Source organism: Pseudomonas sp. LBUM1640 (assembly GCF_059716225.1).
On record NZ_CP166816.1, the window covers coordinates 2843618 to 2862813 of the forward strand.

Sequence of the window (19196 nt, forward strand, 5' to 3'; positions counted from 1 at the left end):
AAGCACCATGGATGATTCGACGTTCGACCAGTTGGAGGCCGCGTTGTCTGCGGCGCCCGGCAATGTCGCGCTGCTGACTATGCTGCTCGGCGCCAGCCTTGAGCGTGGCGAGCATGAGCGCGGGCTTAACCTGCTGCCGGCCGACCTTGAACAGTGGCCCGACGCCGCCGCCCTTAAACTGGCTGCGGCGCAGCTGTGCCTTGCCGCAGGCGATGCTGGGCGTGCCTTGCAACTGGTTGAAGGTGAAGACCCTGCCGCCCGGCTGCTCAAGGCGCGCGCACTGGCGGCGTTGGAGCGTCTCAAGGAAGCCCAGGTGGAATACCGCGCGGCAGTCGCTGCCAACCCGGCGCTGGAAGACATGGCACTGTGGCGCCGCTTGAATGTGTCGGTGCTGGACTTTCCGGCAGCAGAAGGGCGCCCGCGCCTGCGCGTGATTTCCAATGACGACACCGATCAGAGCGAAGTGGTGCGCCTGCTGGTGCCCGAAAAGGAAACCCTGACCTTTGACGATATCGGTGGCCTGGATGAGCTGAAAAAGACCATCCACAAAAAGATCATCCTGCCGTATCAAAAACCCGGGCTGTTCCAGCGCTTTCGCAAGAAGGTCGGCGGCGGCGTGCTGCTTTACGGCCCACCGGGCTGCGGCAAGACGTTGTTGGCCCGCGCCACGGCCGGGGAGTGCAAGGCGACGTTTTTCAATGTGGCCATTTCCGATGTGCTGGACATGTACATCGGCGAGTCCGAGCGCAAGTTGCACGCGCTGTTCGAACAGGCACGGGCCCAGGCGCCTGCGGTGATGTTCTTCGATGAAGTCGAGGCGCTCGGCGGCAAACGCTCCAACACCCGCGAATCGACCTCGTCAAAACTGGTCAGCCAGTTCCTGTCCGAGATGGACGGCTTTACCAATGACAACCACGGGGTGTTGATTCTCGCCGCGACCAACGTGCCGTGGTCGGTGGATTCGGCATTCCGTCGCCCTGGCCGCTTTGACCGCGTGCTGTTTGTGCCGCCGCCGGACCGTGCGGCGCGCGAAAGCATGCTCAAGGTGATGATGAAAGGGCGGCCGATGGCCGATGACATCGACTTTGCCTTCCTGGCCAAGAACACCTCGGGGTTCTCGGGCGCGGACCTCAGCGAGTTGGTGGAAACCGCTGCCGATGAGGCGATTGAAGCCTCTATCGAGAGTGGCGCCGAACAGGCGATTTGCGACCGTCATTTCAAGGCAGCATTGAAAGACGTGCGTGCCACCACCTTGGAGTGGCTGACCACGGCGCGCAATTACGCGCGATATGCCAATGAAGGCAATCAATATGACGAGGTGCTGGCCTTCCTCGACAAACACGGGAAGGGTCGCTGATGGCGCAGTACGGCGGATACCGCATTGAAGATGAACCGCGCCCGGGTGCCTTGGCGAAGTGGGCGGTTTCACCGCTCTGGCCATTGCTGGGCCTGATGCTGGGCGGTGCCTGGCTGGGCTTGCCATGGTTTGTGTTCAACTCGATTGCCGTGGGCAGCCCGACGCGCGTGCGCGAATGGGTCCTGGCCGGCGTGGCGCTGGTGGGCAGCGTGGTGATCGGCTTCGGGTTGCTGCAATTGGTGGGCTTTGGCTACATCCAGTCCCAGGCCGAGATCCAATATGCCTTGCTGGTGCTGGTGGTGTGGAAATTGAGCATCGGTTACCTGTTGTATATGCAGCAGAACGCGACCATCGAGATTTACCAGTACTACGGCGGCGTCCTCAACCGTTTTGGTCTGCCTTTGGCATTGATTGGTGGCTTTGTGCTCAAGAGCATGGTCGTCAAATGGGTGCCCAGCACCCTCTGGTATCTGGTGGTGAGCTGATGAATACCGATTACCTGCTGCAACTGGCTTATCAGCGTTTGCAGGCTGACCACAATGACGGCGCCATCGATGCGTTGCGCCAACTGCTGGCCAGCGACCCGCATTCAGCCGAAGCCCATGCGTTGCTGGCTATCTGCTTGATGAATATGCGGCGCGTGCATGCGGCCAAGCGTGAGGTGCAGCTGGCTCTCGCAGCCGATGCGCAAATGCCGCTGGCCCACTACGCGGCCGCCCAGGTGGCGATCGCCCTGCGCAAATTCAGCCTGGCCCAGGAACACCTGACCCAACTGCTGGATATGGAACCGCTCAACCCCATCAATTACCGCTGCCTGGCCGAGCTGTATCAATTGACCGGCCGCCTGGCGCAGAGCCGCGAGCCGCTGGAAAAAGCCCTGGAGCTGGCCCCCGACGACGCTTCCAATCTGGTCGCGATGGCGCAGTTCCACCGTGCCAGCGGCCATTGGGACCAGGCCCATCAGTTCGCGCGCCAGGCGTTACAGGCCGATCCGAGCAATGCCGGTGCAGTGGTGGTGCTTGGGCATTTGCTGCTGCGCGAAGGCGATATCAATGGCGCCCGCGACCATGCGATCTGGGCCCTGCAGGAAAACGCCACGAATGTCGCGGCGCTGCACCTGCTGACGGCGGTAAAAGCCCGCAGCAATATATTTCTCGGCGCCTGGTGGCGCTTCAACAGTTGGATGAACGAGCGCAGCGCCACCCGCGCCATTGTCCTGCTGCTGTTTATGTTCGTGGTCTATCGTGTGGTGGTCATCACCCTGGCAGCCCAGGGTTACCCGCAAGTGGCCCAGATGATTGACTGGGTGTGGCTGGCGTTTGCGGCCTATACCTTCGCGGCGCCGCAGATCTTCAAGCGCTTGCTGGAAAAGGAGCTGGTCCAGGTCAAGTTGTCCAAGGAGTTCTGACGCGCCGGTATCGAGCCCGGCCGTCAATTGTCATTATTGTATTCGCTGAACCAGCGACCGTTATCAAGAGGTTGTGCACATGTCGTCTTTTGCTGAAATGATTGAAAACATCACCCCGGACATCTACGAGAGCCTCAAGCTCGCCGTGGAAATCGGCAAGTGGTCCGATGGCCGCAAGCTCACCGCCGAGCAGCGTGAACTGTCCCTGCAGGCGGTGATCGCCTGGGAAATCCAGAACCTGCCGGAAGACCAGCGCACCGGCTACATGGGCCCGCAGGAATGCGCGTCCAAATCGGCGCCGGTGGCGAATATTCTGTTCAAGTCGGATGCGATCCATTGATTGAAATTGGTCGCGGTGCAGTCAGCAAAATGTCGGCGCAACTGGGTGAGCCGACCGTTCAATACGCGTTTCGCCTCGGCGACACCGAGGTGCCGGTCAACCCGTTGATCGGCACTCACGTGCGCCTGGAGTTTCTCGGTGCCATCCATTGCAGCCATTGCGGCCGCAAGACCAAAACCAGTTTCAGCCAGGGTTATTGCTACCCGTGCATGACCAAACTGGCCCAGTGTGACCTGTGCATCATGAGCCCCGAGCGTTGCCATTACGACGCCGGCACTTGCCGTGATCCGGGTTGGGGCGAGCAGTTCTGCATGACCGACCACGTGGTGTACCTGGCCAACTCGTCGGGCATCAAGGTCGGTATCACGCGTGCCACCCAGTTGCCGACCCGTTGGCTCGACCAGGGCGCCAGCCAGGCGCTGCCGATCATGCGTGTTGCGACCCGCCAACAATCCGGCTTCGTCGAAGACCTGTTCCGCAGCCAAGTGGCCGACAAGACCAACTGGCGTGCGTTGCTCAAGGGCGACGCGCAAACCGTTGACCTCAAGCAGGTGCGTGATGAGTTGTTTGCCTCGTGCGCCGAAGGCCTGCTGAGTTTGCAGGAACGCTTTGGCCTGCAGGCCATCCAACCTGTGACCGACATCGAACCGCTCGAAATCCGTTACCCGGTGGAGCAGTATCCCGCCAAGATCGTCAGCTTCAATCTGGACAAGAACCCGATTGCCGAAGGCACGCTGCTGGGGATCAAGGGCCAATACCTGATCTTCGACACCGGCGTTATCAACATTCGTAAGTACACGGCCTACCAGCTCGCCGTGCATCAGTAAAAGGATGCCACCCATGCGCACCGAACAACCGAAGATGATTTACCTGAAGGACTATCAGGCGCCGGACTACCTGATCGAAGAGACGCACCTGACCTTCGAGTTGTTCGAGGACCACAGCCTGGTCCACGCGCAGCTGGTGATGCGGCGCAACCCCGAGCGCGGCGCCGGCTTGCCGCCGCTGGTGCTCGATGGCCAGCAGCTGGAGCTGTTGACCGTCAACCTGGGCGACAAGGAACTGACGGAGGCTGACTACCAGCTGACCGACAGCCACCTGACCCTGCACCCGACCAGCGACACCTTCACGGTCGACACCAGCGTGCGCATCCACCCGGAAACCAACACCGCGCTGGAAGGCCTGTACAAATCCAGCGGCATGTTCTGCACCCAGTGCGAGGCCGAAGGCTTCCGCAAAATCACCTATTACCTCGACCGACCGGACGTGATGAGCGTGTTCACCACCACGGTGATCGCCGAGCAGCACAGCTACCCGGTGCTGCTGTCCAACGGCAACCCGATTGCCAGCGGCCCTGATGAAGACGGCCGCCACTGGGCGACCTGGGAAGACCCGTTCAAGAAACCCGCTTACCTGTTCGCGCTGGTGGCCGGTGATTTGTGGTGCGTTGAAGACACCTTCACCACCATGACCAACCGTGAAGTGGCGCTGCGCATCTACGTCGAGCCGGAAAACATCGACAAGTGCCAGCACGCCATGAACAGCCTGAAAAAATCCATGCGCTGGGACGAAGAGACCTACGGCCGCGAGTACGACCTCGACATCTTCATGATCGTGGCGGTGAATGACTTCAACATGGGCGCCATGGAGAACAAGGGCCTCAATATCTTCAACTCCAGCGCCGTGCTGGCCCGCGCCGAAACCGCCACCGACGCCGCGCACCAGCGCGTCGAGGCGATCGTCGCCCACGAATACTTCCACAACTGGTCGGGCAACCGCGTGACCTGCCGCGACTGGTTCCAGCTGTCGCTCAAAGAAGGCTTCACGGTGTTCCGTGATTCCGGCTTCTCCGCCGACATGAACTCGGCGACGGTCAAGCGCATCCAGGACGTGGCGTACCTGCGCACACACCAGTTCGCCGAAGACGCAGGTCCCATGGCGCATGCCGTGCGCCCGGACAGCTTCATCGAAATCTCTAACTTCTACACCCTGACCGTGTACGAAAAAGGCTCGGAAGTGGTCGGCATGATCCACACCTTGCTCGGCGCTGAGGGCTTCCGTAAAGGCAGCGACCTGTACTTCGAACGCCATGACGGCCAGGCCGTGACCTGTGACGATTTCATCAAGGCCATGGAAGATGCCAACGGCGCCGACCTCAGCCAGTTCAAACGCTGGTACAGCCAGGCCGGCACGCCACGTTTGGCGGTAAGCGAGTCCTACGACGCTGCTGCCAAGACCTACAGCCTGACCTTCCGCCAGAGCTGCCCGGAAACCCCGGACAAGGTCGAAAAACTGCCGTTCGTGATCCCGGTGGAATTGGGCTTGCTGGACGCGCAGGGCGCCGGCATTGCCTTGCGCCTGGCCGGTGAAGCGACTGCAGGTGGCACGTCGCGGGTGATCTCGGTGACTGAAGCCGAGCAGACGTTCACCTTCGTCGATATCGCTGAACAGCCTTTGCCGTCCTTGCTGCGTGGCTTCTCGGCGCCGGTGAAGCTGAGCTTCCCGTACAACCGCGACCAGTTGATGTTCCTGATGCAGCACGACAGCGACGGTTTCAACCGTTGGGACGCCGGCCAGCAACTGTCGGTGCAGGTGTTGCAGGAGTTGATTGGTCAGCATCAGGCAGGTCGGCCGTTGAAGCTCGATCAGCGCCTGATCGATGCGCTGCGCACGGTGCTCAGTGATGAAAGCCTGGACCAGGCGATGGTTGCTGAAATGTTGTCGTTGCCGAGTGAGGCCTACCTGACCGAAATCAGCGAATTGGCGGATGTCGACGCGATCCACGCTGCCCGTGAGTTTGCCCGTAAGCAACTGGCCGACAACGTGTACGAATCGCTGTGGCTGCGCTACCAGGCCAATCGCGAGCTGTCCAAGCAAACGCCATACATGGCGGCGGCCGAGCACTTTGCGCGCCGCGCCTTGCAGAACATCGCGCTGTCGTACCTGATGCTCAGCGGCAAGCCTGAAGTGCTGGCGGCGACGCTGGACCAGTTCGACACCAGCGACAACATGACTGAGCGCCTGACCGCGCTGGCCGTACTGGTGAATTCACCGTTCGAGGCGGAGAAGGCCAAGGCACTGGCGGTGTTTGCCGAAAACTTCAAAGACAACCCATTGGTCATGGACCAGTGGTTCAGCGTTCAGGCCGGCAGCACCTTGCCGGGCGGGCTGGCACGGGTCAAAGCGTTGATGGAACACCCGGCGTTCAACATCAAGAACCCGAACAAGGTGCGCGCACTGATCGGCGCGTTTGCCGGGCAAAACCTGATCAACTTCCACGCAGCAGATGGCTCGGGCTACCGTTTCCTCGCGGACCTGGTGATCCAGTTGAACGGGTTCAACCCGCAGATCGCTTCGCGCCAGTTGGCACCGTTGACCCGCTGGCGCAAATACGACAGCGCGCGTCAGGCGTTGATGAAGGCGCAGTTGGAGCGCATTCGTGCATCCGGCGAGCTTTCGAGTGATGTGTTCGAGGTGGTCAGCAAGAGCCTCGCCTAAGTTCTGCGGTTAAAAAAAACGGCCTGATCAGGCCGTTTTTTTTCGTCTCAGATAACCGGTGGGCGAGGAGGAGTTGATATTTTGCTGCTGGCACGGCTAACTATTAGGCAAGGAAAAGCGAGCGGTGCAAATTTTGGTAAGCGAGAAGATCTATCACCGCCTTCCGGACACATTCTCTCGGAATCGATGTATGATCCCGGGCGCGAATGGCTTACGCCCCGACTATTTATAGCTTGCATACGGAATGTGATTTTATGAGTAAAAGGATATACGCATGGTGGGATTGTTTGTACACCCAAAAAAATATCCAGCTAAATCCTGGTAATTGGGATTTTACGAATAATAAGGGGCCGACGAAGTTTAAATTTGATGCTGTCACACTCGATGCGCATCAAAAAAAAATCGGACAAGAGAAGAGAATTTCCTTTTGGGAGATAAATTTTGATACGTGTGATTTTTCTGGGAAGTTTGAACATGGCCAAATAAAGTTTTCAAAATGCAGTTTTACTAAGTGTGATCTGGGGAACGGATCCGTATGGAGTAAGGCAAAGTTCAATGATTGCAAGTTTGTAAGCTGTTCTTTTACTTTGGCGGAGTTCAAGGACTGCTTCTTTCACGAATGCACGTGGGAGAATACGACTTTTAATGGCGGAACCCAGCTAGTTAATACATTGGTTTCTGACGCTTGTGGGCTTGTGAACTCTGGATATACAAATTTAGATGGTGCTGTTCTTGATAAAGAAGGTGTGACCGCAGAGTACCAGGTTTGGCGCCTTGATCAATCTAAAGCGAAATTGTCCAGAATGTTAATGCAGGGTGGTGAGCATCACGGTGATGATAATGCTTATTATACTGGGGTGAAATCCTATCTCACTCAGGCAGTAAAGGCCGGACGTAGCAAAGCGCGATTTAATTCAGTCAATGGGCCAAAAAAGAAGTTTAATAAAGTCGTAGGGTGGGTATTGTCTTTTGAGTTAATGATACTTAGTTTGTCAGGCTGGCTTAATGGTTGGGGGCAGAGTATTGCAAAGCCAGCTATATTTGGTCTTGCCATGACGCTTATCTTTGCGATGGGTTATGCTTGGGAGCAAAGCAGTATTGCGCTCGGGTTGATCAAAGCTTTTGATATTACTTTTCTAATAGGTTATACAAAGCACTCAACGCTAGAGTCTTGCATGGGGAAACAGTTGCTTTATGCAGGAAACGCTTTTCTGGGATTGTGGTGGTACGCGATCATGGTACCGGTTTTGGTAAATCGTATAAGTCGGGTAATGTAATGGCTATAATGTCTATGGCTTTGTATGGTAGTCGAGCTCGTAATGATCATACGCTAAGCTCCGATACTGATTTATTTGCCATAACTAATGATGATCGATACCGAATGGTCTTTCATGGGGCAACGAATGTTGCCTGTTATCCATTTGATTTAGCTATGAGTAGAGCTGAAGGTGGTGATCTTTTTTTTCTTCATATTGTGCGCGAAGCGATAGTTATATATGATCCGGATTCGAGTTTCGATAGAGTGCGGTCGGCCTTCAAGTTGCGGCCCAACTACAATATAGAGATCTCAAGAGCTTCGGACCTAGGGTTTGCTCTACTTTTAAATATCGAAAATTTTAAAAATTATTTTTATATAAATAAGAGGTTGGTTTGGTGTCTTCGCACAATATTGATTGCTTTGAGTGCGGAGCGCGGAACCCCAGTTTTTTCCACGAAAGAGCTTGTCTCTATGTTTGATGATGAAGATATTGAACTGCTCTTGGCTGCTAAGAGGGAGCCAGGGTATGTGCCTGATGTTTATAAAATCTTTAAGCAAAAAATCGCGCTGTATGGAAAAACTAATTTTGCAGAGATTCCTAACGATTTTTTTGGGCAGTTGAGGTATTTTACGGAACAAGGAAACTCTATGGCGAAAAAAACTATCTATAGCATAATTAAAAATTTGGATGGGAATGACTATACTTGACTTTGGTTTGTGTTGTGTTGGGTAATGCGTATTTTAGAATGTTTTGGGTTGCTTTAGATCTGGGGGGGTTATTTTTCGTGGGGAGCGTTTTCGTTGTGTCGAGTTAAAGCGTGTTCATTATTTTCGTTTTTTAGATAGTTGTACGAAGCTGCTGTCCCTACAACGTGCAGCATCGTACCGGCAAGGTGTTGGTCAGTAACGTGGTTTCCGGCAATTTTCCCGGCAGCCCGCTTGAGCTGCGCTACACCTTTCGCCTGAACGAGCAAGGCAAGATTTCGCGGCTGGATATCTCCGTCTAAGTCATACTGGCGCGCATGACTTTCGACTCGCCTCTCGCCGCTTACCAACACGCCATCGCCCAGCCAGGTTTCGTGCCCGACGACGCCCAGCGCCGGGCGGTTGACGCGTTGCAACACTGCCACGAAGCCTTGCATCAAGGCTGTTCACCGATCACCGGTGTTTACCTGTGGGGGCCGGTGGGGCGGGGCAAAACCTGGTTGATGGACCAGTTCTACCAAAGCCTGCGAGTGCCCGCGCGGCGTCAGCATTTCCATCACTTCATGGGCTGGGTGCATCAGCGTTCGTTCCAGCTCAGCGGTATTCACGACCCGCTGCAGGCCTTGGCCCGGGAACTCAGCCAGGAGGTGCGGGTGCTGTGTTTCGACGAGCTGTTTGTGAGTGACATCGGTGACGCGATCATTCTCGGCCGCTTGTTCCAGGTGATGTTCGAGCAAGGCGTGGTGATGGTCTGCACGTCGAATCAGCCCCCCGATCAGCTCTACGCCGGCGGCTTCAATCGTGAGCGCTTCCTGCCGGGCATTGCGGCGATCAAGCAGCATATGCAGGTGGTGGCAGTAGACGGTGGCGAAGATCACCGTTTGCGTCCCAGTGTGGGCCTGCAGCGTTACTGGGTCGACCAGCCGGACGCCCTTGCCACGGTGTTCAAACAGCTGAGTGAAGGGCAGGCGGTGAGCAGTGGGCCGGTCAGTGTCGGCTTTCGCTCGATTGTGGCGGGGCAGGCCAGCGATACGGTGCTCTGGTGCCGCTACTGTGACTTGTGCGAGCAGCCGCTGGCCGCGATGGACTTTATGCTGCTGTGTGATCGCTTCCACACCATCCTGCTGGGTGAAGTACCCAATTTGAGTGCGCAAGCACGCCCCGGCCGCATTGCCCGAGGCACTGAAGATGCTGCCCAGCGTGTGGTGGCGGGTGATCGTGAGCTGCCACAATTGTCGGTGCACGATGACAGTGTGCGGCGCTTCATCGCCTTGGTGGACGAGTGCTACGACCGCAAAGTGCCGTTGTTTATCGAGGCCCGCGTGCCGCTGGAAGATCTCTACACCGAAGGCTATCTGGAGTTTGCATTTCGACGCACCTTGAGCCGCTTACAAGAGATGCAGCTTCTGCGTTTCGGCGCATAGGACAAATCCCTACCTGATGGGGCCTATTAATGCGCAGACCCTTCGCGCTTTCCGTCGGGTATTTGTAGTTAATCTCCTTCATCTACTGTCGACTAGGCGCTTACAATCGTTCCCCTCAAAGGGAGCCTATTCCCTTGTTGTCGTTATTGAGGAAGGAAATGGACACCCCAGACATCCTGGTGCTGCAAGCCAGCTACACCAACCCTGTGCATGCCGAGGCGATTGGCCTGGTGCTTAACCATTACGCCGAAGATCCGATGGGTGGCGGTCACACGTTGCCTGCCGACCTGCTGCAGCAATTGCCCGCCGAACTGGCCAAGCGCCCCCACGCGTTCAGCGTACTGGCGTTTGTCGGTGGCGAGCCGGCAGGTTTGGTCAATTGCTTTGAAGGGTTTTCGACCTTCGCCTGCCGCCCGCTGGTGAATGTTCACGACGTGGTGGTAATGAATCAGTTTCGTGGCTTGGGTTTGAGTCAGAAAATGTTGCAGAAGGTCGAGGAAATCGCCCGCCAGCGAGGTTGCTGCAAGATCACCCTGGAGGTGCTCGAGGGCAATGACGTGGCTCAGGCGGCGTATCGCAAGTTCGGTTTTGATGATTCGATCTTTGACCCTGCTCACGGGCGCATGCTGTTCTGGAATAAACCGCTTTAATAGTTGCCGTTAATAGCCGACGTTATTAAAAAGCAGCGCAAAAAAAAGGCGCCATTAAATGGCGCCAAGTTAACCTTTGCCAACGGAGCGGAAGGGCACAGGGTAATGCGGATTAACTAAGTATTAAATCAGCTGTTCGGCTGTTTCTCTGTATTGGATTGTTCTCCAGTGTTCGACTTTACACTCTTGCCATCGGCAATCGCCGTTGGATCGGCTTTGCCGTGAGTCTTTTGCTGCATGAAGGTGAAGTCGTTGTAAAACTGCTTGGAGCGCTCTGAACCGCCTTCTGCAAAGGCGGCAACGGAGGTCAGGGTCATCAGGCTGGCGAGCATCAAGGTAGAAAGTTTCATGGCAGTATTCCCATTAAGAGTGAAAGGTGTCCGATCACTCCTTGATCCGGTTCATGGGGCGACTATGGCGGTGTCTTATTAAGTGGGAATTAACGTGGAACGGCCCAGAAGTTAACGTTTTTGTTAACTTCTGGGCCGGGTTTAAAGCCGCCAGTCCAAGGCAAGCGTGAGGGAGCGCGGATCTCCCCAATACACGCCATTATAAAACCCGACACGTTCGTAATATTTTTTATCAAATAGATTGTTCACGTTGATCGACGCCGAAACATGTTCGTCGAACTGGTAGCGCGACATCAGGTTGACCACGGTGTAGGCCTGTTGGGTGATCTTCGCCCGCTCGGTGATCCGGTTGCCCTCGCCATCCCGCGCGCCGGTCGGCCGATTGCTGAAGTCATACATGTCGCTCTGCCAATTCACCGCGCCACCCACTGTGAGGTTGCGCCATTCGCCTGGCAGCCGGTAGGCGCTGGAGACCTTCAGCAGGTTGAGCGGTTGCTGGGTATTGTTGCGTTTGCCCGAGCCATTCAGCGAGTGGGTGTAGGTGTAGCCCGCGGTCACATTCCAATCGGGCATCACCTCACCCGCGACTTCCAGTTCGAAGCCGTTCACCTTGTTACCTTTACCCCCTGATTTGTAATACTCCTCACCCGTGGTCGGGTTGCGCGGCACGGAGTCGTCCAGTTCTGCCACGTTGTCCTGGGTGCTCCAGAAATAAGCCGCGGCCACATTCAGGCGCTCTTGCAGCAGGCTGCCTTTGAGACCTACCTCGTAGTTGCTGCCCACGACGGGCTCCAGATATTTCTTACCCACGTCGACGGAATCCTGTGGTTTGAAAATATCGGTGTAGCTGGCGTAGACCGTGTACTCCGGCGTCAGGTCATAGAGCAGCCCGGCATAAGGCGTCCACATATCGTTATGGGTCTGGCGGGACGTGTCGTTCTGTGTCCGCTGGTCATTGGCGTCATAGGTCGGAGCGGCTTTTGCGTATTCCCAACTGCCATAGCGGCTGCCCAGCACCGCATGCAGGCGATCCGTCAGGTTCAACTGAGTGGCCAGGTAACCCGCCTTCTGTTTTTTATTGCTGTGCTCACCCTTGAGCTGTGTGACCGTGTCCGGAAACTTGCCGATCCCGCCCATGTATTTCCAATCGTCGATGTTGTTGTACCCGGCAGGTGTTTTGCCTGGGCGCATAAACGGTGAGGTGTCGCGTTGTGCGGCTTCGCCATAACCCACCATCAGCTTATGTTCGCGACCCAGAAGCGCATAAGTCCCGGCGAGGTTGAGGTCAATCGCCTCCATTCGCGAGGTGCCGAGCATATGGCTGTTCCAGGCGTTCATGCCGCTGCGATCTGCATTGGGGAAGCCTGCACCGCCGTAGTACACCTTGCCGTCGGTGTCGCTTTGCCGATGGGTATAGGCCGCCTTCAGATGCCAGTCACCGGTGAGCCGATGGTCCAGCGTCGCGAAGGTGGTTTTGTCCGTCAGCGGCCAGGAGCTCCAGTGCGCCGCCATGTTGGTGGAGCGCGACAGCCCGGCCTTGCCGCCCTGGCTGTTCCAGTATGGAATGGTGCCCCAGGAGGTGCCCTGCACGTGCTTGTCCTGGTAGTCAAAGCCTACGGCCAGCACGGTGTCGTCTGAAAGATCGCCCTCCAGAATGCCGTAGCCCACCGCCCGCTGCAGTCCGTAGTTGTCACGGAACGACTTGCTGTCGCGGTAAGCCAGCACGCTACGCCCGCGCAAGCGGCCGTCAAATGCCAGCGGGCCACCCACGTCCACGTAGCTGTAGTAGTTGTCATGGCTGCCACCGCTCACGCCGGTTTGCGCCTGCCATTGAGCGGTGGGGCGCTTGCGTACCATATTGACCGTGGCCGAGGGGTCGCCTGCGCCGGTGGTCAAGCCCGTGGCGCCGCGTACGACCTCGATGTGGTCGTAGATGATGGTGTCAGCGTCCGACTTCATATAGCCGAAGGTATTGAGCATCCCGTCAATCTGGTAATTGGTGATGCCGTAGCCACGGGAGGAGTAGTAGACGCGGTCGGAGTCATAGTGCTGGACGTTGACGCCGGTGGTCTGGCGCAGCACGTCGGTCAGGGTATTGAGGTTGAAGTCATCCATCTGCTGACGGGTGATCACCGAGATCGACTGCGGGGTTTCCTTGATGGACAGGTTCAGCTTGGTGGCCGTGCTCATCGAGCCAGTGGTGTAGGCCCCGGTGTGCTCGGTGGTGGCGCCCAGGCCTTCGGCGGTGATGCGGGTAGCGCCCAGCTCAAGGGTTTGGGGCGGCGGGTGTTCGGGGTCGGTTTCAGCCAGCAGCTCCGGGCTCAAAACGGCGCCGAACAGGCCAAGGGTGAGGGTCATGGAACGGGTAAAGGGCACGAACATCGCGGCAGACTCCTTGTCGTCTTTGCGACCTTCTCAGTAAGAAAAGGCCTTGGCTCAAAGACGAAAGGAGGCGTGGAACTTTAGGTTTAAACGAGAATGATTGTTATCTTAGTGTTTCGAAAGCCTTGCCTACTTGGCAACCACCTCAGCCGCATCCGGTTTCTTCGGCTTGATCATGCTGAAATCAATCAGGCCTTTTTTCTGGGCTATATAGGGGTCGCCAATCATCAGTGGGCGTGGCTTGAAGCTGGCATTGACCAGGCTTTTGCTGCGGTCCCACTCATCGAAGCTCAACCCGGCGAGGTCCGCCCAGGTGTGAATCAATTGCGAGCTGCTGGAGGGGCGCTGCAGGCTGCTTGCGAAGCTCCAGTCGTGGGTTTCCCGCCACTTCGGCGAGGCGTATGCCATGAATGGGATGGTGTACATCGGCGCGGTAGGCTTACCCTCGTTACGTCCCAGGGTGCTGTGGCCGACCGAGTCGTACACGTCCTCGCCGTGGTCCGACAGGTACAGCAGGAAGCCGTTCGGGTCGGTTTTGGCGTAGTCCTTGATCAGGCTCGACACCACGAAGTCGTTGTACAGCACCGCATTGTCGTAGCTGTTGTAGACCGGCAACTGTTCATCGCTGATGCCGGCCGGTACGCCTTGGCGATCGGTGAACTTGTTAAAGGTCGGCGGGTAGCGGTACTGATAGCTCATATGGGTGCCCAGCAGGTGCACCACGATGAACTTGCGTTCGGTGGGATCGGCCATGGCCTTGGCAAAGGGCTCCAGCACGTCGCCATCATATTGGCGAGCGTTCTGATTGCGGTTGTTATTGAGGTAAACCTGCTCGTCGGCCTGCTCGGAAAAGGTTGTGAGCATGGTGTTGCGCTTGGTCATGGTCTGCTGGTTGGTAATCCAGTAGGTTTTGTAGCCGGCCTGCTTCATCACGCTGACAATCGACGGCGTCTTGAGGTACAGGTCCGGGTTCTCTTCATCGGCGAAGGTCAGGACCTGTTGCAGCGCTTCAATGGTGTAGGGGCGCGGGGTAATGACGTTATCGAACACCGCCAGTTGGTCGCGCAGCTCGTCCAGTTCCGGCGTGGTGTTGCGCGGGTAACCGTAGAGGCTCATGCGCTGGCGATTGGTGGATTCGCCGATCACCAGCACCAACGTGGACGGCTGGCCGGCCATGGTGTCCTTGAGGTTCTTCAAGGGCGGGATCTGGCTGGCACTGTTCAGCATGCCTTGCATGCTGTTGAGTTGTTCGGTGTAGCGGCGGTAGGCAACGATCATCTGCCATGGCACGGCGGGCTCGACACGCGATTCGAAGCCGTCGATGGCCAGTTCCATCGTAGGGTTGGTCGCAATCTGCTTGACCAGCGGGTAACCGACCACCGCCAATACAATCGCAGTCGCCGCCAGAATCGACTGGCCGCGCGGCAGATACACCGGGCGCAGGCGGGTCCACAGGAAAACCGCCAAGGCGGTATGGGCGATGAACGCCAGCACAATCCACCAGGCGAAGTATTGGGTCGCGTATTCGCCGGCTTCAGAGATGTTCGATTCGAACATGATGAAGATGACGCTTTGCGAAAATTCCTGCTGATAGATGAAGAAGTAACCCAGGCTGGCCATGGAACAGGCCCACAGCACCACGCCGATAAACGCCGCGAGCACGCGTGTTTGGCGTGGGAACAGCAACATCGGCGCCAACCAGAACGCACTCAGGAAGAAGGCTTGGCGAAAGCCACTGAACCCGGAGGTGCCGGTCAGTTGGATCAGGAGTTGGGTAATACCCGAGAAATACCAGAAAAACAGAAATAGCCAGCCAAGGCCGGCCCAATCAAAGCCTTTCGCAGACGTGGTGCTGCGTTTGAACATCGCCATCCAGCGCTCCAACCCAATAATTGCCAGTTGCCACGCAGGAGCGCGCGCAACACGGGGGCCGTCACACGTGGGCGGCCCTATTCGGCGGGAGTATCGGGAGGAGGGTGTGAAAACTTCGTGAGTTATTCCTGAACGGTTCGTTCAGCTCACGTTCAGCAAAGTGCGGGCTGGGTGCCGGACGTTTGGTTGATCTGGGCCTGAAGGGATGAGCGCAGGCGCAGGACTTCCTGCTGCAGCTGATCGCGTTCGTCTTTCAACTGGCGCAATTCATCGCGACGGACGCTGACATAGAGGGTCTGTGGCGGGCGGGTCATCTGTGCTGTGCTCATTGCTTACCTCGCAAATAGCCGGTAGATCGCGGTGCTGGAACGCTTGAAGGGAGGTTCTGGACACCAGTCGGAAGCAATTCTGAATTCTTTTTTGAATCAATGGAACTTTTTTATTTTTCATGGTCGTGTGACTTTTCCAGCAGTGATGCTGAAACGATGGCAATTTTTTGTCATGAAACTACACGGATCCGCTCTGGACTAACCCTCATTAGCCTCATTGCGCTATAAACTATGTCACACATTTATTTAGTAGTTAGGAGCATCAGCACATGCAACTGGGGATTATCGGACTAGGCCGCATGGGCGGTAACATTGCGCGGCGCCTGATGCTCAATGGGCATACCACCGTTGTATACGACCGTAACGAAGCATTCGTCAAAGGCTTGAGCGAGGAGGGCGCCACCGGCGTCGCCGACTTGAAAGCCCTGGTAGCCGGCCTGCAAAAGCCGCGCGCCATATGGGTCATGCTGCCTGCAGGCGACCCGACTGAAAGCACCATCAATGAATTGAGTGAACTGTTGGAAGACGGTGACGTGATCATCGATGGCGGCAACACCAATTATAAGGACGACGTGCGCCGTGCCAAGGCGCTGTCGGAAAAAGGCCTGCATTACGTCGACGTCGGTACTTCCGGCGGCGTCTGGGGGCTGGAGCGCGGCTATTGCATGATGATCGGTGGCGACGCCGAGACCGTGCAGCGTCTGGACCCGATTTTCGCCAGCCTGGCCCCGGGCCTGGGCACTATCCCACGCACCAAGGACCGTTCCGCCCAGGCAGACAGCCGTGCCGAGCATGGCTACATTCACGCAGGCCCGGCCGGTTCCGGGCATTTTGTGAAGATGATTCACAACGGCATCGAGTACGGGATGATGCAGGCCTTCGCCGAAGGTTTTGACATCCTCAAGACCAAGAACTCGGAAAACCTGGCGCAGGATCAGCGCTTTGATCTCAACGTCGCCGATATCGCCGAAGTCTGGCGCCGCGGCAGTGTGGTTTCGTCGTGGTTGCTGGACCTGACCGCCGACGCTTTAGCCACCGACCCGAAACTCGACGGCTACTCGGGCTCCGTGGCCGACAGTGGCGAAGGCCGCTGGACCATCGAGGCGGCCATGGAACAAGCGGTGCCGGTGCCGGTGCTGTCCACCTCGTTGTTCGCGCGTTTCCGTTCCCGCCAGCAGAGCACCTACGGTGACAAAATGTTGTCTGCCATGCGCTTCGGCTTTGGCGGCCATGTGGAGACTTCCAAAAAATGACCGTTAACGGCAAGAAACCCAAGGCCGAACCCGCTCCACCCACCACGCTGTTTCTGTTTGGCGCCCATGGCGACCTGGTCAAGCGCCTGCTCATGCCGGCGCTGTACAACCTGAGTCGTGATGGTTTGCTGGGCGACGGCTTGCGCATTGTTGGCGTTGATCACAACGCCATCAGTGACGCTGACTTTGCCAAGAAACTCGAGGACTTCATTCGCACCGAGGCCGCGAGCAAGGTCAAGGGCAATGGCGATAACGCCCTGGACCCTGAGCTGTGGGCGCAATTGGCCAAAGGCATCAGCTACGTCGAGGGCGATTTCCTCGACGACAGCACCTACGCCGATATCGGCAAGAAAATCGCCGACAGCGGCACGGCCAATGCGGTGTTCTACCTGGCCACTGCACCGCGCTTCTTCAGTGAAGTGGTGCAGCGCCTGGGTAGCGCTGGTTTGCTCAACGAAACCGATGAGGGCTTTCGCCGTGTGGTGATCGAGAAGCCCTTCGGCTCCGACCTGGCCACTGCCGAAGCGCTGAACGCATGCCTGCTCAAGGTGATGAGCGAGAAGCAGATCTATCGCATCGACCATTACCTGGGCAAGGAAACGGTGCAGAACATTCTTATCAGCCGTTTCTCCAACGTGCTGTTCGAAGCGTTCTGGAACAACCACTACATCGATCACGTACAAATCACCGCGGCCGAAACCGTCGGCGTGGAAACCCGGGGTAATTTCTTCGAAAAAACCGGCACCCTGCGCGACATGGTGCCCAACCACCTGTTCCAGTTGCTGGCGATGGTGGCCATGGAGCCGCCGGCGGCGTTTGGCGCCGATGCGGTGCGTGGCGAGAAAGCCAAGGTCGTCGGTGCCATCCGGCCCTGGTCCCTGGAAGATGCGCGGGCCAACTCGGTACGCGGCCAGTACACCGCCGGCCAAATCGGCGGCAAGTCGCTGCCCGGCTACCGCGAAGAAGCCAACGTGGCGCCCGATAGCAGCACTGAGACGTTTGTTGCCCTCAAGGTGATGATCGACAACTGGCGCTGGGTTGGCGTGCCGTTCTACCTGCGCACCGGCAAGCGCATGAGCATTCGCGACACTGAAATCGTGATCTGCTTCAAGCACGCGCCCTATGCGCAGTTTCGCGATACCGAAGTCGATGAGCTCAAGCCCACTTACCTCAAGATCCAGATCCAGCCGAACGAAGGCATGTGGTTCGACCTGCTGGCCAAAAAGCCTGGGCCAACCCTGGAGATGGCCAATATCGAGCTGGGGTTTGACTACAAGGACTTCTTCGAGATGCAGCCGTCGACGGGTTACGAAACCCTCATCTACGACTGCATGACCGGTGATCAGACCCTGTTCCAGCGCGCCGACAACATCGAGAACGGATGGCGTGCGGTGCAGCCGTTCCTGGATGCCTGGAAAGAGGACGACGGCATCCAGGCCTACAAGGCCGGTGAAGATGGCCCAGCCGCCGCCGATGCCTTGTTGGCCCGCGATGGCCGTACCTGGCATAGCCTCGGATGAGTGACGCTGCGATCCACCCCATCCGGTTTGTACTGAGTGATATGGACGGCACACTGCTGCGTCCCGATCACACCCCCAGTCAGCGCACCATCGACACGGTGCGCGCATTGCGCGATGCGGGGGTGTTCTTCAGCCTGGCCAGCGGGCGGCCGCCCAAGGCCATGATGCAGATGGTCGAGGCGTTCGGCATCGATGTGCCGGTGGCGGGGTTTAATGGCGGTACGTTGGTCAACCCCGATGGCAGCATCCTGCTGGCGCATCACCTGCCGGCAGAAGCGGCGTTGGTGGCGTTGGCGCTGTTCAGCGCAGAGCCTGACGTAGAAGTCTGGCTGTTCGCCGACGGTGATTGGCTGCGCCGTGACCCGCCTGGCCCGATGGTCGCGCGGGAAGCGGACGGTTTGGGTTACGGGCCGGTGGTGGTGGAGAGTTTCGAACCCTACCTGGATCGAGTCGACAAGATCGTCGCGGCCAGTAACAACGCGCCGCTGCTCAAAGCGCTGGAAGCGCAGTTGCAACCCAAAGTAGAAGGGTTGGCGCATGTTTCGCGCTCGCAACCGGTGTACCTCGACGTGACCGCCATGCTCGCCAACAAGGGTGAAGCCTTGAAAACCCTGGCCGCGCACCTTGGCGTGCCGCTTGAGCAAACACTGGCCATCGGTGACGGCGGCAACGACCCGGCGATGTTTCACGTGGCAGGGTTGTCGATTGCCATGGGCCAGGCGGAGGAAGTGGTCAAGCGTCAAGCCAGTGTCGTCACCGGCAGTAATGTCGAGGATGGCGCGGCAGAAGCAATAGAGCGGTTTATTCTCGCGGCGCGATAACGGCGCCCAGTTGAATAACCGCCGCTCTA

17 protein-coding genes and 1 pseudogene are annotated in these 19196 nt (G+C 57.6%); 14 read left to right on the forward strand and 4 right to left on the reverse strand.

The genetic code is table 11. The features are described from left to right. The first annotated feature begins 7 nt into the window (after positions 1–7). The 11 genes and pseudogenes from ACA065_RS12800 (at position 8) to ACA065_RS12850 (ending at position 10640) form a co-directional block, all read left to right on the forward strand. Positions 8–1357 (forward strand): ATP-binding protein, encoded by a 1350-nt coding sequence (locus tag ACA065_RS12800; protein WP_497694827.1) that lies wholly within the window; start codon positions 8–10, stop codon positions 1355–1357. Then, the gene (locus ACA065_RS12805; RefSeq protein ID WP_497694828.1) at positions 1357–1842 is read left to right on the forward strand and encodes a hypothetical protein; all 486 of its coding nucleotides are present in this window, start codon (positions 1357–1359) and stop codon (positions 1840–1842) included. Before ACA065_RS12800 ends, ACA065_RS12805 begins: the two co-directional genes overlap by 1 nt. Then, positions 1842–2765 (forward strand): tetratricopeptide repeat protein, encoded by a 924-nt coding sequence (locus tag ACA065_RS12810; protein WP_497694829.1) that lies wholly within the window; start codon positions 1842–1844, stop codon positions 2763–2765. The genes ACA065_RS12805 and ACA065_RS12810 overlap by 1 nt, the downstream gene beginning before the upstream one ends. A 79-nt stretch (positions 2766–2844) precedes the next feature. Then, a complete protein-coding gene (locus tag ACA065_RS12815; protein ID WP_497694830.1) occupies positions 2845–3105 on the forward strand; it encodes a YeaC family protein in 261 nt (86 codons plus the stop codon). Further along, on the forward strand, positions 3102–3932 hold the full coding sequence (locus ACA065_RS12820; protein ID WP_497694831.1) for a DUF2797 domain-containing protein: 831 nt from the start codon (positions 3102–3104) through the stop codon (positions 3930–3932). Before ACA065_RS12815 ends, ACA065_RS12820 begins: the two co-directional genes overlap by 4 nt. A gap of 13 nt (positions 3933–3945) precedes the next feature. Beyond that, complete coding sequence (gene pepN, locus ACA065_RS12825; protein WP_497694832.1) at positions 3946–6603, forward strand: aminopeptidase N; 2658 nt, start codon at positions 3946–3948, stop codon at positions 6601–6603. Between the two features lie 254 nt (positions 6604–6857). After that, positions 6858–7880: an anti-phage Hailong system effector protein HalA gene (gene halA / locus ACA065_RS12830; protein ID WP_497694833.1), complete on the forward strand. Its 1023-nt coding sequence runs from the start codon at positions 6858–6860 to the stop codon at positions 7878–7880. Between the two features lie 8 nt (positions 7881–7888). Then, a complete protein-coding gene (halB, locus tag ACA065_RS12835; protein ID WP_497694834.1) occupies positions 7889–8569 on the forward strand; it encodes an anti-phage Hailong system nucleotidyltransferase HalB in 681 nt (226 codons plus the stop codon). Between the two features lie 161 nt (positions 8570–8730). Continuing rightward, positions 8731–8868, forward strand: a pseudogene (locus ACA065_RS12840) (nuclear transport factor 2 family protein); the annotation flags it as partial. A 15-nt stretch (positions 8869–8883) separates the two neighbouring features. Continuing rightward, entirely contained in the window at positions 8884–9990 is a 1107-nt protein-coding gene (gene zapE, locus ACA065_RS12845; protein ID WP_497694835.1) for a cell division protein ZapE, read from the forward strand. 158 nt (positions 9991–10148) lie between these two features. Next, a complete protein-coding gene (locus ACA065_RS12850) occupies positions 10149–10640 on the forward strand; it encodes a GNAT family N-acetyltransferase (RefSeq protein ID WP_448651617.1) in 492 nt (163 codons plus the stop codon). Positions 10641–10768: 128 nt separating this feature from the next. On the opposite strand, the gene ACA065_RS12855 is transcribed toward ACA065_RS12850, so the two are convergent. The 4 genes from ACA065_RS12855 to ACA065_RS12870 form a co-directional block, all read right to left on the reverse strand. Further along, positions 10769–10990, reverse strand: coding sequence for a hypothetical protein (locus tag ACA065_RS12855; protein WP_497694836.1), 222 nt, complete (start codon positions 10988–10990; stop codon positions 10769–10771). Positions 10991–11131: 141 nt separating this feature from the next. Then, entirely contained in the window at positions 11132–13372 is a 2241-nt protein-coding gene (locus tag ACA065_RS12860; protein WP_497694837.1) for a TonB-dependent siderophore receptor, read from the reverse strand. 129 nt (positions 13373–13501) lie between these two features. Beyond that, on the reverse strand, positions 13502–15244 hold the full coding sequence (locus ACA065_RS12865; RefSeq protein WP_497694838.1) for a phosphoethanolamine transferase CptA: 1743 nt from the start codon (positions 15242–15244) through the stop codon (positions 13502–13504). 152 nt (positions 15245–15396) lie between these two features. Next, on the reverse strand, positions 15397–15558 hold the full coding sequence (locus tag ACA065_RS12870; RefSeq protein ID WP_497695339.1) for a DUF6026 family protein: 162 nt from the start codon (positions 15556–15558) through the stop codon (positions 15397–15399). A 284-nt stretch (positions 15559–15842) separates the two neighbouring features. Here ACA065_RS12870 and gnd point away from each other — a divergent pair, with 284 nt between their 5' ends. Genes gnd through ACA065_RS12885 form a run of 3 tightly spaced genes read left to right on the forward strand, consistent with a single transcriptional unit; the run spans position 15843 to position 19167 of the window. Next, positions 15843–16826, forward strand: coding sequence for a phosphogluconate dehydrogenase (NAD(+)-dependent, decarboxylating) (gene gnd, locus ACA065_RS12875; RefSeq protein WP_497694839.1), 984 nt, complete (start codon positions 15843–15845; stop codon positions 16824–16826). Then, entirely contained in the window at positions 16823–18346 is a 1524-nt protein-coding gene (zwf, locus tag ACA065_RS12880; RefSeq protein ID WP_497694840.1) for a glucose-6-phosphate dehydrogenase, read from the forward strand. Before gnd ends, zwf begins: the two co-directional genes overlap by 4 nt. Further along, positions 18343–19167: a Cof-type HAD-IIB family hydrolase gene (locus ACA065_RS12885; RefSeq protein WP_497694841.1), complete on the forward strand. Its 825-nt coding sequence runs from the start codon at positions 18343–18345 to the stop codon at positions 19165–19167. The genes zwf and ACA065_RS12885 overlap by 4 nt, the downstream gene beginning before the upstream one ends. Positions 19168–19196 lie beyond the last annotated feature (29 nt).

Excerpts from the sequence above, each read along its gene's own strand:
- ACA065_RS12800 (WP_497694827.1), top strand. The coding sequence starts at position 8 with ATGGATGATTCGACGTTCGACCAGTTGGAGGCCGCGTTGTCTGCGGCG.
- ACA065_RS12805 (WP_497694828.1), top strand. The coding sequence starts at position 1,357 with ATGGCGCAGTACGGCGGATACCGCATTGAAGATGAACCGCGCCCGGGT.
- ACA065_RS12810 (WP_497694829.1), top strand. The coding sequence starts at position 1,842 with ATGAATACCGATTACCTGCTGCAACTGGCTTATCAGCGTTTGCAGGCT.
- ACA065_RS12815 (WP_497694830.1), top strand. The coding sequence starts at position 2,845 with ATGTCGTCTTTTGCTGAAATGATTGAAAACATCACCCCGGACATCTAC.
- pepN (WP_497694832.1), top strand. The coding sequence starts at position 3,946 with ATGCGCACCGAACAACCGAAGATGATTTACCTGAAGGACTATCAGGCG.
- halA (WP_497694833.1), top strand. The coding sequence starts at position 6,858 with ATGAGTAAAAGGATATACGCATGGTGGGATTGTTTGTACACCCAAAAA.
- halB (WP_497694834.1), top strand. The coding sequence starts at position 7,889 with ATGTCTATGGCTTTGTATGGTAGTCGAGCTCGTAATGATCATACGCTA.
- zapE (WP_497694835.1), top strand. The coding sequence starts at position 8,884 with ATGACTTTCGACTCGCCTCTCGCCGCTTACCAACACGCCATCGCCCAG.
- ACA065_RS12850 (WP_448651617.1), top strand. The coding sequence starts at position 10,149 with ATGGACACCCCAGACATCCTGGTGCTGCAAGCCAGCTACACCAACCCT.
- ACA065_RS12855 (WP_497694836.1), bottom strand. The coding sequence starts at position 10,990 with ATGAAACTTTCTACCTTGATGCTCGCCAGCCTGATGACCCTGACCTCC.
- ACA065_RS12860 (WP_497694837.1), bottom strand. The coding sequence starts at position 13,372 with ATGTTCGTGCCCTTTACCCGTTCCATGACCCTCACCCTTGGCCTGTTC.
- ACA065_RS12865 (WP_497694838.1), bottom strand. The coding sequence starts at position 15,244 with ATGGCGATGTTCAAACGCAGCACCACGTCTGCGAAAGGCTTTGATTGG.
- ACA065_RS12870 (WP_497695339.1), bottom strand. The coding sequence starts at position 15,558 with ATGACCCGCCCGCCACAGACCCTCTATGTCAGCGTCCGTCGCGATGAA.
- gnd (WP_497694839.1), top strand. The coding sequence starts at position 15,843 with ATGCAACTGGGGATTATCGGACTAGGCCGCATGGGCGGTAACATTGCG.
- zwf (WP_497694840.1), top strand. The coding sequence starts at position 16,823 with ATGACCGTTAACGGCAAGAAACCCAAGGCCGAACCCGCTCCACCCACC.
- ACA065_RS12885 (WP_497694841.1), top strand. The coding sequence starts at position 18,343 with ATGAGTGACGCTGCGATCCACCCCATCCGGTTTGTACTGAGTGATATG.